Annotated in this window: 12 protein-coding genes; 2 read left to right on the plus strand and 10 right to left on the minus strand. The window is 47.9% G+C overall.

All coding sequences use genetic code 11. From position 1 onward, the window contains the following. Window positions 1-517 precede the first annotated feature (517 nt). Together AC4IE7_RS09815 and AC4IE7_RS09820 are read left to right on the plus strand one after the other, a co-directional pair. Complete coding sequence (locus tag AC4IE7_RS09815; RefSeq protein WP_490776656.1) at window positions 518-1,714, plus strand: tyrosine-type recombinase/integrase; 1,197 nt, start codon at window positions 518-520, stop codon at window positions 1,712-1,714. A 35-nt stretch (window positions 1,715-1,749) separates the two neighbouring features. Continuing rightward, complete coding sequence (locus AC4IE7_RS09820; protein ID WP_490776657.1) at window positions 1,750-2,547, plus strand: hypothetical protein; 798 nt, start codon at window positions 1,750-1,752, stop codon at window positions 2,545-2,547. Window positions 2,548-2,823: 276 nt separating this feature from the next. Here the strand turns inward: AC4IE7_RS09820 and AC4IE7_RS09825 are convergent, their stop codons facing one another. The 10 genes from AC4IE7_RS09825 to AC4IE7_RS09870 all read right to left on the minus strand — a co-directional run bounded on the left by AC4IE7_RS09825 (window position 2,824) and on the right by AC4IE7_RS09870 (window position 13,637). Further along, the gene (locus AC4IE7_RS09825) at window positions 2,824-3,897 is read right to left on the minus strand and encodes a hypothetical protein (RefSeq protein WP_490776658.1); all 1,074 of its coding nucleotides are present in this window, start codon (window positions 3,895-3,897) and stop codon (window positions 2,824-2,826) included. A gap of 795 nt (window positions 3,898-4,692) precedes the next feature. Then, the gene (locus AC4IE7_RS09830) at window positions 4,693-5,649 is read right to left on the minus strand and encodes a hypothetical protein (RefSeq protein WP_490776659.1); all 957 of its coding nucleotides are present in this window, start codon (window positions 5,647-5,649) and stop codon (window positions 4,693-4,695) included. Window positions 5,650-5,661: 12 nt separating this feature from the next. Beyond that, the gene (locus tag AC4IE7_RS09835; RefSeq protein WP_490776660.1) at window positions 5,662-6,213 is read right to left on the minus strand and encodes a hypothetical protein; all 552 of its coding nucleotides are present in this window, start codon (window positions 6,211-6,213) and stop codon (window positions 5,662-5,664) included. Window positions 6,214-6,287: 74 nt separating this feature from the next. Next, on the minus strand, window positions 6,288-6,701 hold the full coding sequence (locus tag AC4IE7_RS09840) for a hypothetical protein (protein ID WP_490776661.1): 414 nt from the start codon (window positions 6,699-6,701) through the stop codon (window positions 6,288-6,290). Window positions 6,702-7,442: 741 nt separating this feature from the next. Continuing rightward, window positions 7,443-8,150, minus strand: a complete 708-nt coding sequence (locus AC4IE7_RS09845; RefSeq protein WP_490776662.1) for a M48 family metallopeptidase — start codon at window positions 8,148-8,150, stop codon at window positions 7,443-7,445. Further along, entirely contained in the window at window positions 8,150-11,425 is a 3,276-nt protein-coding gene (locus AC4IE7_RS09850; protein WP_490776663.1) for a type I restriction endonuclease subunit R, read from the minus strand. The genes AC4IE7_RS09845 and AC4IE7_RS09850 overlap by 1 nt, the downstream gene beginning before the upstream one ends. Beyond that, on the minus strand, window positions 11,418-12,491 hold the full coding sequence (darG, locus tag AC4IE7_RS09855) for a type II toxin-antitoxin system antitoxin DNA ADP-ribosyl glycohydrolase DarG (protein WP_490776664.1): 1,074 nt from the start codon (window positions 12,489-12,491) through the stop codon (window positions 11,418-11,420). Before darG ends, AC4IE7_RS09850 begins: the two co-directional genes overlap by 8 nt. Then, entirely contained in the window at window positions 12,488-13,141 is a 654-nt protein-coding gene (darT, locus tag AC4IE7_RS09860; protein ID WP_490776665.1) for a type II toxin-antitoxin system toxin DNA ADP-ribosyl transferase DarT, read from the minus strand. Before darT ends, darG begins: the two co-directional genes overlap by 4 nt. An 11-nt stretch (window positions 13,142-13,152) precedes the next feature. After that, a complete protein-coding gene (locus AC4IE7_RS09865) occupies window positions 13,153-13,404 on the minus strand; it encodes a PIN domain-containing protein (protein ID WP_490776666.1) in 252 nt (83 codons plus the stop codon). After that, window positions 13,404-13,637: a FitA-like ribbon-helix-helix domain-containing protein gene (locus tag AC4IE7_RS09870; protein WP_490776667.1), complete on the minus strand. Its 234-nt coding sequence runs from the start codon at window positions 13,635-13,637 to the stop codon at window positions 13,404-13,406. The genes AC4IE7_RS09865 and AC4IE7_RS09870 overlap by 1 nt, the downstream gene beginning before the upstream one ends. Window positions 13,638-13,642 lie beyond the last annotated feature (5 nt).

Below are 13,642 nucleotides of genomic sequence, written 5' to 3' on the forward strand. Positions count from 1 at the left end.
GTGCGAACCGCATCAATAACAGAGCGCGGTGGTTCATGAACATCAATGATGCGGTTCGCACAGCTCACCGCATCCTACGTACCTTTCGAACGAAGGGTTCGAATCAAATCCTGCTTCGCCGCCAAACAAAAAAGGGTGCTCGTGGTTACGCGAGGGGTTTGGTGCCAGCTGATGGGCAGGGATTGATTCACCTGCTGCGCAGGCTCACCCCTTCGGGGCGCCTTCGCTGCGCTGCGGCGTCTGCGTCACTGCGTTCCTTTCGAACGAAGGGTTCGAATCAAATCCTGCTTCGCCGCCAAACAAAAAAGGGTGCTCGAATGAGCACCCTTTTTTGTTTGGCGGAGAGGCAGTCCGCTGATTTAGAGTCCAGCACAATCCAGTAACGCCCACGTTTTGATTATATATCAATCAGTTAGTATACTCCTAAGTCCAACAGGATCTGTTTAAGTCCAAATTAATTGGGGGACCAATTGGGGGACCGCCCGATATATCACCAACCAAAACCGAGGACAGAGACTTGGCAATTCACAAACTCAGCCCTGCCAAAGTAAAGAATGCAGGACCAGGTAAATATGATGACGGTGGTGGTCTTAAACTGGTGGTTTCCAATGCTGGTGCAAAGAAGTGGGTGTTACGCTTCACCATCAACGGTAAGCGCCGGGAGATGGGATTGGGCAGTTACCCGGACGTAAAGCTGGGCGAGGCCAGGAACGACGCTTCCGATTACCGCAAACTGGTGACAAAAGGGGTAGACCCCATTGAGGCGAGGCGCATCGAACAGGTGGAAATCCCCACTTTCACTACCTGTGCCGCCCGTTATATAAGGGCTCATCGTCGTGGCTGGAAGAACGCCAAACATGCAAGACAGTGGGTGAGCACCCTCAAAACCTATGCTCGACCGGAAATCGGAACAAAAAAAGTGGATGCCATCACCACCGAAGATATCCTGAAAATCCTCCAGCCGATCTGGACCACCAAAACCGAAACTGCTAAACGACTTCAAGGCCGGATCGAAAACATCCTGGACTTTGCTGCGGCGCACAAGTACCGGGATCATCTGAATCCAGCACGTTGGAGAGGGCACCTGGACAAATTACTCGCCAAACCCTCACGGGTGAAGAAGGTCTCCCATCACCCGGCAATGCCCTACTCCGATGTTCCCGACCTCATGATGGAGTTGGCAGCAAATGGCAGCACATCAGCCCTCGCCCTGCAGTTTCTGATTCTCACCGCCACACGCACCAGTGAGGTGCTACAGGCCAAATGGATTGAAATCGACCTGGATAAAGGTATCTGGACCATCCCAGCTGAAAGGATGAAAACCAGACGCGAACACCGTGTACCACTCTCCGATGCAGCATTAAACATTCTGGCGGCATTAACCCGCCCCGAAGGTAATCCCTACCTCTTCCCTGGGTCTCGCCATGGCCGCCCCCTATCCAATATGGCGTTGCTGCAACTGATGCGCGGCATGGGTTATGGAGTAAATGGCAACCGTGGTGGGTATGTACCCCATGGCTTTCGGTCCAGTTTTCGAGACTGGTCAGGTGAAATCTCCAGCTTTCCAAGAGATGTGGCGGAAATGGCACTGGCTCATGCCATCAAAAACAAGGTAGAAGCTGCTTATCGACGCGGAGACCTTTTTGAAAAACGTCGAAAGATGATGCAAGAGTGGGCTGATTACCTATTTACTCCTAAACAGACACTTCAATAAACTGAAACAACTGAACAAAACAGGGAACCACATACATGGGATATATAATCCAAGGACCCAAGCCTGAAACTGTATCCGTCAGCTTTTCCCAAGATAGATACTGGCTCTTCATGGACATATCAGTAGTAGAGCAATCTGTCAAAATCAGAATGTCTGATGTTTATGATCCAATTCCTTCACTTATACATTGGATGGAGGCAATTTTAACTGATGTCGAGATGTGTGCTTTTTCAATTGATGAAGAAGGTACCGAAAAAGGCTTACGGGCCGTCAACTGTCTGAATGACAACGTATATATTACCATTGATGACAATTATGGAGGTCATCCTTACATAAAGGTACTGGCTAATAGACAGCAATTGATTGATGCCATCTACAATGGCCTTAAGAATTTTGCTCACACCAGTGATTATCGCCCTCAAGATTGGGAGTGCGAGACACTGGAAGATCGATTAGTTAACCTTTCAGGTAAGGATATTGAGGAAATTCTAGATGAGTTAATTATGCTCAACTGCACTGACTTAATGGACATTTTCTTTTCTGCCGCACCAAACTATTGGCTTACATGGCCTGCACTGGGCGTCGACGAAACCGCACAATATCGAAAGTCCATAGCATTTGCCTTGGACCGGAATAATAAAGATCATCAATTAGGCATGAAGAAAACCCCAATTGAATGGACAATTGATCAGGATTTCGACTCATGGACTCAACCATGGCGAAAAAAATATCTCCGTGATTACATTCGCTCCAATGTCGGCGATCATGATGGAAGCAAGCTAAAAGATATTTACTCAATATCAATCGAAAAATATTTGAACAAGGACCAATAATCTACTTTAGACTTAATAAGGATAGAATCTCCCCTTAATGTTTATATAGATAGCCCATACCATCAAGAATAAGGTTGAAGCTGCTTATCGGCGTGGTGACTTGTTTTTTTAAAATATCGTAAGATGATACAGGCATGGGCGAATTACCTCGAGAAATTTATTGCTGATACAAAATTACACTTTCTCCCAAAAAAGCTGACTAATCTATCAATAATTACTCAGAACGATCTCTACTAAACTTAATCTCAGAGTTTCCCGAATTATCTACAGTTATTTTTACGATGAAAGGATCTTGTATATCGAATTCACTTTTTCGGTATTTTCAGGGGTATCACTCTTAAATACTCTTCCCGTAATTTTTTTTTGGTACCAGACTTTTTCCCAACCTGACAAACCGGACGAGACTTTATGATAATATCTACGTCCTGTATGCGGACTTCTTATACTAGTGCACTCTTCAGCAGCAATAAATGGATAATCAGCCTCTTTTAGTGTTTCATAGAGTAAACTTACTGATGTCCCGGTTGGTATTTCCACACCTCCAATAGAGGTGATCACAAAAACATTACCGTCTTCCCATAGCACTATGGGTCCAGCAACAACTCTCTTGAATGACTTTGTAAAAAGAGCTGAGAGTATTTCAATACACGATAAATCAATATTATTTTCATGTTTTTTTGTCAATTCATTACTTAAACGTTCGTTCTCATCTTGCAACTTCTTTAAACGCTGATCCGATCCAGAAGAAACCGTTATACGTTCGATAAATTCATCCAAATCATCGATTTCTTTTAGTTCCTTAATGGCTTTAGACTTGATTTTACTTTTAATCGACTCGCTCAATGTAGACAAGATTTCATTAAGCTTTGCAATAGCATCTTCCTCTTTATTCACATCAACCCAACACCAAATATAGTGTCCACTAACCAATGACCCTTCCCAAAAACCACTCTCTGTTTCGATGCCCGCAAGTGAAAACAAATCATTGAAGCTATCTATATTTTTCTTATGTTTTTTTGATCGCAGCTGTATATTAAAATCCCATGATAGGTTCTGGAGTTCACTAAAGTCTTTCCATATTGGTTCTAGCCAACCAATCAACTCTTCTGGTTGATCATTACCATGACAAAGTAAAATACGTCCATCTCTTTCATCACCAATTTCTGGATAGTCATCGTAGTCTGTCATTGTGTACTCCAAAATCAAAAAGCCTGATAAAGATGCATAGATAGTAATTCTTTCAAGCTGACTCTCGCGCTTCTCCCAAAGGCGTTGCATTGTTGCGCTTTCCTTCGCTATATCCTCTTTTTTCTGATACGGAATAAACTGGGGCAGCCATTTACTTAGCACTTCAAGTCTTCACGTTGCTCCGAGCTTTCTTTTAGACAACGTATGAAGCAGCTGACGACATTTAGTCTTGATCACCTCACCGATCAGTTTTGCGCGTGTATCCTCTCTATTTACACTAGAGTTAAACCTTTCACAATAACGAGGTATAATCAGCGAAATCCTGACTCCATTCAATCTCACAACGCTTTTCGAATATAGTTACCGCCTCCGAAAGGAGCTCTCTAAACTGCTCAACTGAAATACCATTTACCTTCAAAAATTGACCAACAATATTATCAATATAAGCATGTCCCTGAGTGGCTAGTTTCTGAGCCAATCCGAAATAGGAACCAAGATAAGAAAGACTGCAGGTTGCCTGAAAGGCTTTTAGTGTCTGTACACCTGTCTCATCATTGAATTCCCATACCTCATGACATTGAGATTTATTCTTTGAGCCACAGCATGCACACTCATTATCCTGCTCAGCTAAAATAACCTTTCTGAGTTTACCCCACCTTGTCCGGCCTAGTTCATTGCTTATATTTTGCCCCAGTTAGTTTAGCCTATTAACGGTACGGTAGCTTTCGCAGTATTCGGGGTTTATAACACCTTCCCTGACACAGGTCAGCTTTTGGCCGGAACCAGTCGCAACACCAGTACTCCTGGTCTACTGGCTTTCAATACCACCTTGATCTTTATATCGATTGAATGTTTTCTTGTCATTTGACGCCGCGCCTCTCTATTTAAAAAGGATGTCAACTTTTCTTAGGGAACCTCATAGCAAAAAATTTGTCCGACAGCAGCGCCTTGTTATGTTTAGTACAAATCCACGCTATCAATTTCGCACTCCGCACTGCTTATATTTGCGCTCGTGATCTCTTGATAAGACCCAAATGAAAAGTTGAAGTTTAGAGTTTCGCTATCACTATCGTGCGCATATAAATCGTGAGACTCATCTTCATAACTTGAGTCTGATTGAGTGGAATAAGTATTTCTGCCTTTATATTCAATTTCAACTGTACATTCGACTTCAACATCCAGATATGCGCCGCCGTTGTAATCGGTGTTTACTTTATAGCTAACCGAAACGTCACAGTCGTTATAATAATTACCAGAATAGCTTTCGTTACAATCGATATCACCGCCAGTAATTTCAACACAAACTTCGGCATTTGTTTTGTACTCTGTTTCACAGTCATCTCCGCTTACCCCTTGGGTTCTTCGGCGCTGCATTTCGGCAATTGCCGCTTTTTCTAGCTCTTTTTGCCTCTGGAACTCTTGCTGCGTCATGGCCTTACATGAGCTGCCTGCTCTCTTGAAGCCTCTGTTACACTTCCAGCCACTGCCATATATATCAATGCTTGCATTTTCAGGAACTTGAACCTTTACGCATTTATTGCCGGATTTGTAATAACCTCGATTACACTTCCAGCCACTACCGTAAACATCAATGCCTGAATTTTCAGGAACTTGAACCTTTACGCATTTATTGTCGGATTTGTAATAACCTCGATTGCACTTCCAGCCACTACCGTAAACATCAATACCTGCATTTTCAGGAACTTGAACCTTCAAGCATTTCTCTCCAGATTTGTAATATCCGCGATCACATTTCCAACCGCTACCGTAGAGGCTTTTTGATGCATGCTCTGGAAGATTTTGAGACCAGCTCGAACTTGCGTAGAACATAGTCAAAATTATTAACAGTACTCTCATCCTTGCCTCTTTAAACATAACAGCTATATTAAAGAGACCCCTTGTCTCTTTATACATTTTTATACCCTTTTAGCCCTCACAGCCTTTGCATACTACTTTCATTTTACGTCTAAACCTTTTCCATAAATCACTATTCCATGCCTCTTCATGGAGGGAGTCACAATAGTTAAACAACGACTTTTCTACCTCATCGTGAAACTTTGTGGCATTTATAGTTTTCGTTTTCTTATTTAATATCTTTCCGTCGCGACGTATATGCCAACCTTTAGTTGTTTCACCCTGATGTAAAATTCCACAACGAACACTTTTGTAAAATTCTTGGCTATACCCTTTTATAAATAAAAAATTCGCATTTCTATCGAAAAAGTTGCAAAAGGCTTGTTGGCTTTTGTTGTTTGAATCATTCCAACCTTGGTAGAAGGACTCCATAGATTCAATCATTAGACACGAAACTGCCATTATTGTGAATCCATTTTTCTTGTCTTGCTCAACTCTCATTGGCTCAATGTAACGCTCTGAAAAACGTTCTTTTAGAAACTCAATAATTTTTTCCTTATCCTGTTTTTCTACAAAGCCTCTGTAGTCGGATACTGTGACTGAACTAGATAAGAGTGTTTGCATCTTTTTAGGTATAACTACCGGGTTCACCCGTCGAGAGCGATAGTGAGCGTTGGGCGCAACCCATGGTTAGGCGACTAAACTTCATATTCACACTCATGTTCCAGAGTTACATAGAATGTTGGTTCTATTCCAACTCGTAATGCACATTCCATTAATTCCTTTGTAGGCCCCATGCAAAAACCAGTAATGCTTTCATCTATTTTTAAATGATACTGAAGACCAAGAATGAAAGTATTTACTCCTGAATAATAACCAAGCTCTTTTAATTCATCGTTATACTTGGTTAAGTAATCTATTGCTATTCGCTCTTGTTCAAAAACATTCAATTCATAGCCATTACCAAGTTGTATTGCTACGCCACTTGAACTTGGGTGATCATGACCAGCTTCACCTTTATGCCAAATTCTATCAATTTTCAATTTAGTAGAAGATAAGTAATCATTTGGTATAAATGATTCTCCATGTGCAAATATCTCGAAGTTACTCATATCTTCTATAGGTCATTATTTATAAGCCTAACATCTTTATTAACGAGACCCCGCGTCTTGTTATACATTTATAGTGAGATCTCTATATAACATTTTAATTAACTGAATTACAATGACTTAGCTTCCTGCTATCTCGTTATAGATCTTCAGGTTGTCGTGATAGAGTCGATATTTGCATTTTTGTGGGAAACCAATGAGTAATCAGGCCGCATCGAGAAAAAAAAGACTACCTGCTCCGGTTTTGATGGCATGTCACTATTACTCAGCTAATAGTCCGCTATGTGCATATTTAGAAAAGTAATTCCAGTCCATGCGCACTTCTGCTTCTGGCCGTTAGCTCCCACACCCTAACTTCACTTAACCCTCATTATCTCTAAAATCCAATCCCAGCTATGAAATACAACTAAACTTAAACATTGATCAAGGTCGCAATTCAGGAATACCAGCCCATACTCCACATTTCCATGGTGCATCTAATCGAGCAATAGCCGTTAATGACGTTGCATTAAATTCAGCTCCACAACGTGGACAACAAACATCACCCCGTGCTATAGCCTGAAATGTTGCTGGAAATAGCCCGCCAGAAAGGTTGATGCTGGCAAAACTCAACCGCTTAGCCAAGGCATCACATGCCGGACATCTCACAATTTCAGTAGGTGCAAAGCTTGTCATAACTTAATGTTATCAGCTTGCAGCAGAATCATATCGACCTTCAATTATGTTATATTTATCTAAGACATTCTAAATATCCAAGCCAGCGCCGTGCTTGCGTAACCACTCCTTTCTCTCTCGATAATCTGGCATCACCTTGTCCACCTCATTCCAAAAAGCATCGGTATGGTTACGATGATGGAAATGACAAAGTTCATGGACCACGATGTAGTTGATGATTTTAGGTGGTGCCATCATGCACTTCCAATGAAAATTAAGGACTCCGTTCTTACCGCAACTGGCCCAGCGATAACCCATCTCTTTTACTGTGATGCCAGTTACTGTTACACCAACCTTAGGAGTATAGAAATTTACACGCTCAGTAAACCGTTGCCGCCCCTTATCACCATAGTACTTTTCAAAGGCCTGTTTGGCGGCAGCAATACTACCTTGTTCAATCACGCTGCGGTCTAAACAAAAACGTCCATCTTTCAACAGCAAATCGCACGACTGGTCGGAGACTAAAGATAAGCGATAAGCACTGCCGAGATATAAAAATGTTTCCCCATTAACCCATTCCCTCACTACGGCGCTAGTGTTGAGGTCTTTCCATTCTGCTAGGTTACGGTAGATCCACATGCGCTTACTCTCCACCACCGCGTCTACCTGCTCCGGTGTGTAGTCGGCAGGCGGACGCACGGTGACCTGGCCATCACGCTCGATCACGATGTCGGTGGTCTTGCGCGGGCTGCCTGGCAGCAGCTTGTATTCAATATCCCGTATGCGACGTGCCGCCATTAGCGATCCCCTCCATCCGAACCATTGAGCAGTTCGTCGTGGCGGTTCTTGGCCAGCTTCATAATCTCGATGGCGATACGCTCGCGCTTGCGCTTAAGTTCGGATATGCCTGTCAGGGTAAGCGCTGTCTTGATCTCACTGCGGGTCTTCTTCTGCTTATCGCTGTTGTTCCAGTAATCAATGCTGCCGATGCTCTCCTGCAATCGCTCCACCACCGATTCCATCAGCTTCTTCATGGCAGGCTTGGCCTCGGCGGGCACTTCACCACTTTCAAAGGCCTCGTTGGCGATGTGCTGGAAGAAGGTCGTCGCCTCTCGGCTCATGCCCTCCTCACCCTGCCGCCGCCCTTCGATGGCCTCGCTTCGCAGCTTTTCCAGCTCCTCCGCCAGCAGATCCCATTGGTCCTGATGCTGGTCGATCAGTTGTTCAACCTTCTCTGACAAGCTCTTGTAAAAGGCCGGGTCTTCATCATGGTGCACCGTACAATGTTTACGGATGGCGTGCTCCATCTCACTGGCCTTGGCTTCAGCATTACCCGCCGCGTGTTGATTGAGCTGTGCGACGAACTCTTCAGACAGCAACTCCACCGGCGGCACCTTGGGATTGATTCCCAGGCTGATCAGGTGCTCATTGATCAGGTCACGCACCTTCTGCCCCGCATCACCGAAGTTCAGGGTGTCGTCTTTATAGCGCTGCTTGGCGACACTGAGGATGTAACCAAAACGCCGTGCCGGCACCCGGTAGGCATGGGCGGCCTGGTGGGGCAGGATGATGTCCAGGCTGGTGAGAAACTTCTTGAGGTAGACATCGAAGTCGGCGCGGATCTTTTCGTCTTTCAACAGTTTCACGGCTTCATGCACCACCGCCGCGTCTTCCTCAACCGAGGCCAGCTTCCCCTCAACAAACTCGCGCACCTTGCTCACCTTGTGCTCCGCGAACAGCTGCAGCAGACGCTGGTAGCGTTCCTCCAGCACTGGCACTTCGCTCGCAATGCTTTTCAAGCCATCAGTCAGCTCCTGTAACTCGTCACTTGCTGCATAAATGGTCAGCGCGTCAATCAGGTTTTCGGTCAGGCCAATGTAATCCACGATGTAGCCACGGTGTTTGCCCTTCTTCACCCGATTGGTACGGGCAATAGCCTGCAGCAAGGTGTGTTCGCGGATGATCTTGTCGATGTACATCACCTGCTCGATGGGTGCATCAAAGCCCGTAAGCAGCATGTCACACACTACGAGGAAAGCGATGCCAGAGTAGGGTTGATCCGGATCATCGAAGGCGAAGGGCTTGCAGAAGTTGTCCACTGCGTTCCAGGCGCGGGCCTGCTTTCGTGCCTCAGTAATATAGGCCGCCTCATTGGTGCCGTCACTGGAGATCACCACCGCCGCCTTGAGGAATCTCAGCCGGGCGATCTCATCCAGATCCGGTTTCGCCTCGGCCTCCTTAGCGGCGATCATCTCAGCCAACGCCGCGTGGATGGCCTGTTGATAGCGCACCGCAGCCAGCTTGGAGTGGCACACCACCTGCGCCTTGAAGCCGTTAGGGAAGATGTTATCCAGATAATGGCGCACCAGGTCACGGGCAATGGCGGCGATGCGTTGTTCCGCCTCCAGCAGGTCGCCGGTGGCGCCATATTTCTTCTTGATCGCCAACAGCTCTTCATCCGTGCGGTTCTTGAACAGATTCTCGAACTGGGTTTCAAAGCCGTGCTTGTCGCTCAACGCCGCATCGGCGGTGCGGCCCTCGTAGAGGATCTGTAAGGTAGTGCCATCCTCTACCGCATCCATCAGCCGATAGGTATCGATGTACTCACCGAAGCGCTTGTAGGTCTTCTTCTCACCGTGACGCTCCGACAATAGCGGCGTACCGGTAAAGGCTATACGCGCAGCATTGGGGAAGGCCTCGAAGATGTTGTCGCCCAGGTCCGAGCTTTGGGTGCGGTGGGCCTCGTCGATCATCAGCACAATGCGATCAGAGGCGTTGACCACACCGAAGCGCTGCCCCCCAGGCATGGCCTGATAGGTCCCCAGCGCCTCGGCCACCTTCAGCGGCAGGCTCTCGTCACGCTGCTGGAATTTATGCACCATCACCATATTGATATCGGAGCTGTCGCTGGCGAGCTGATCACGCAGGGCCTTGCGGCTATCGATGGTGTGCACCCGACCACCGATCAGGGTGGCGGTCCCGGCCAGTTGATCCTCCAGATCCACCCGGTCATTGATCAAAAGAATCTTATAGTCATTCAGGTCTTTGGAGATCCGCAACATACGCGCCACGAAGACCATGGTCAGGCTCTTGCCCGAGCCCTGGGTATGCCAGACTACACCGCTACGCGCTTCCACCGTCTGCCCGGTCCTCAGACGCTGCACGATCTTGTTCGCCGCGCGGAACTGCTGATAGCGGCACACCACCTTGATGCGCGGTCCGCCGTCCGTATCCATGAACACCGAGGCGCTACGCAAAATGCTCAACAGATTGGCCCTGTTGAGCATGCCGTTGATCAATTGCTGCTGTTGATTCATTCCCTCGGCGCTCTCATCCGGCCCGATATCAGGTTGGGGCCACTGAGTCTTCCAGGGGTAGAAGTGCTCCTCGCCGGAGGTGATGGTACCGTAATCCGCCTCCACCCCGGTGGTGCGTATGAGTAGGAGATTGCAATGGAACAGGCGTGGCTCGCCCTCTTTCAAACCCTGTTGTGCCGTGGCCTTGCGCTGATTCATATAGCGCCGCAACTGCACATAGGCCTCCTGCATGGGATTGGCGCAGTTCGGCCCACCCTTCTTGCACTCCACCACCATCAGCGGGATGCCGTTCACGAACAGCACGATGTCGGGAATAATGAACTGCTTCACGCAACCCGGCGTTTCGATACGGAACTGGTTGATGGCGAGAAAGTGGTTGCTCTCGGGGTTGGCAAAGTCGATCAACTTCACCACCGGGTCCTGCTCGCCGGTGACCTCATTCACATCCACCTGGGCCTTGAAGAGTAGCTTCTGGATCGCCTCGTTGGCCTCCAGCAGGGTGCGGTTGGGCTGGCGCAGGATCTGCTCCTGCAAATCCTGGATCTGCCGCTCAGTGAGCCAAGGCTGCCCCTCGTTGGTGGTGTTGATGGCAGCGACGGACCGGGCGAACACCTCTGGCAGAATCCACTGGCGGAAGCTCAGGCGCAGGCTCTTGGCAGGGTCAGAGGGAATGTCCGATCCCTGGTCGATAGCCTCCCAGCCCAGGGATTGCAGCTGCCGCAGGAAGGGTTGTTCAACTTCCGTGTATTCAGTCATCTAGATCCGCGCATTGCAACCGCTCCAGGGCGAACCCAATAGAGCGCTTATCAAAGAGCTTCACCTTGCGCGCCGCCCAACGTTCACCCGCAGGCCAGTGGCGCATACCTTCCATGACAGCTTCAATCGACGGCTCGCACTTTTCCCTCGCAATCAGCCAATCCACCGTGGCCAGTAACTCCATGCCATAGGGTGACTCAAAACCATCGATAATAGCCGATGTCTTTTCCAGTGCAGGCAGGTAGTCACTCGACTCGCTTTTTAGAAAAGCCTGTATCCGCTCTTTCTTGGAATCATCAAACCAGATCACATCAGACGGATCTGAGTCGTTGATCCGCTTCTCGCTCTTGAGGTAGCTCCCATCCAACGCATCCAGAAGGTGGCGCAGGCGATCCGCATAAGGGCCATAATTGTTTGCTTCGAACCTGAGATCCAATGGATTCTCAATCGCCTCGGATTCGATGACACGCTCTAAAAACCACGCCAGCTTTTGGATCTCCAACAAACTGCACTCCATGCCCAAAATCCAGTAGCGACGCACCAGCTCAGCAACCAATGAGCGAGCGGGAGTAAGCTTTTGCACGCCCTTCTTCTTCACCACATTCTGGTACTTAGGCGTGGGCTCGTAGACAATAATTTCTACACCCTCCATATCACCGAGACGCGCTTCAATCTCCCGCTTGACCAATGGCCACTCCAGGTGGCCATTACCCGCGCCCAGTGGAGGAATGGCAATGGACTTCACGCCATGCTCCAGGATGAAAGACCTTAAATCTTCCAGCCCCTCCTCGATCCACTCCAGCTTGGAAGGGTGGCGCCAATGGCGTTTGGTAGGGAAATTCACCACCCATTTAGGGCCCATCAGCTCATCGGTTTCGGTAACGAACATCTTCCCTGTCCGCACCTGTTTCTGCTTACAGGCCTGAGCATAGGCCAGCATATTCTTAGGGAAGCGCTCCTTGAACATCAGCGCGATGCCCTTACCCATCACACCGACCGTATTCACCGTATTGACCAACGCTTCCGCGTTGTTTTCCAATAGATTACCTTGCGTGTATTTGATCATTGAAAATACCACTTAGCTCGCACATGCACGGACAGTGACAGCCCACAGTCCGCCAATTGCTGCTCGATTTGTTGCTTCATACTCTTTGTGTAGCACACTACGCCCTGCAATCCATCAATTGGACAGTGTTGATAGACCAGCGCCTCCGCCTGGTAGCGTTCAAATTTAGCCGGATCATCAGGATCACGCTTGAAATCCCGCCCTTGCAGAATGGCCCAGTCAATCTTATCCAGATCCGATAAGTCATTAAAATAATTGGCCCACTGGTAGTAGGCGTGCATATCGGTAAACAAAAACGGTATGCCCCGATCCCGCAAATGCGGCAGCGATGAGACGAGGATCACGATCTCCTCATTGACGCGCTGATCAATCCCGCCCCAGCCGGAATGGATATTCTTCATCATCACCGAGAAAGGGGTGAAATAGAACGGCACGTAATCATTCAGGACCCCACCAGGGGCCAGAGGCACCGGGTGCACCGCGCGTTTGTTAGTCAGTTCTGGATTACCGATGTTCACCCAATCCGGGGAACTCACCGGACTGTTTCCGCAGTGCAGGCCATTCTCCCAAATCCACGGCAGGTTGTCTCGGTGCACGATACGCCAGATTAGCGCCTTCTCAGGATTCAGGTTCGTGTATCGGTTGACCATGGGCGATTAGTTTACACTACCAGTTGTAATTCTCTACAAATGCTTTTAATACAATTAGTTACATTCTTTACCACATCAGCTCCTACTAACCCTGACCGATGGCGAATCAACTCAACGCCACGACGCAGCTCACCCAGGGTAATAACACTCAGATAGGCCTGCGCCTGCTGCTCAGCCAGTTGCCTGAAAAAATGCAACACACCGGCATTCGCCCGCGGTTTTTTACGCAGTTCGCTGATGACATGGGTATCGAGCAGATACATCAGTCAAACAGATCCGGCGCCGCCTCATCCTGCACACGCACAAAATCATCATCCCGACCCACGGCGGAAATTTCACCCAACACATCAATAAACGCCTTTTTTCTGGGGTGCAGCAGCGCCTGATCCAGTATGCGCCGGTGTTCCTCCTCGGCACTGATACCGTGCTGGCTGGCGCGTAGCTTCAGGGCACTGGCAATGCTGTCGTCGATATTGCGTACCAATAGATTAGCCATCTCCG

This window comes from Candidatus Thiodiazotropha sp. AKAK3 (assembly GCF_058244645.1).